1 protein-coding gene is annotated in these 545 nt (G+C 45.9%); it reads left to right on the forward strand.

Annotated elements, in window-relative coordinates:
• Positions 1 to 545 (forward strand): lipocalin family protein (locus tag R8O11_RS30555; protein ID WP_318195301.1); only part of this gene is annotated, 545 nt, incomplete at both ends.

Here is a 545-nt window from a genome sequence, read left to right on the forward strand (position 1 = left end):
CTCAATGTTACAACGGACACATTCGGACTCGAACTGAATACCATGACAAGCGGGCCGTTTGTGGTAAATGGAGACAAAGGCTTTCAAGTTAAACATGCACTGCAATCTGTGGCGTCGTTTAGCTTTAGCGCACCGTTTCTTAATGTAAAAGGTACATTGAACTTAAATGGCCGCCTCATCCCCGTAACAGGCTCAGCCTGGACGCAAAAAGAATGGGGCAGTGGCTTAATCGGCCAAGGCCAACAAGGTTGGGATTGGTTTGTCTTTAACTTGGATGATGGACGTGCGTTAACGGTTAGTCGTTACCGTCATCACGGTCAGACGCCTCATATTTTTGGTACGCTATCGACCCGTTCGGGAAAAGTGGTCAATCTATCAGAGAAAGAGGTCTCGATTACGCCAATGCAGGTAACAAGCCTGTCGAATGGCAGACGTTTACCGTTGCAATGGATCATCAATGTACCTGAACACAAAATTAATTTGACGACTCGTATCATAAAATCCGATATGTGGTTGCCATTTGTTATCCCTTATTGGGAAGGTCC

It is taken from the genome of Vibrio sp. 1288 (assembly GCF_033344475.1).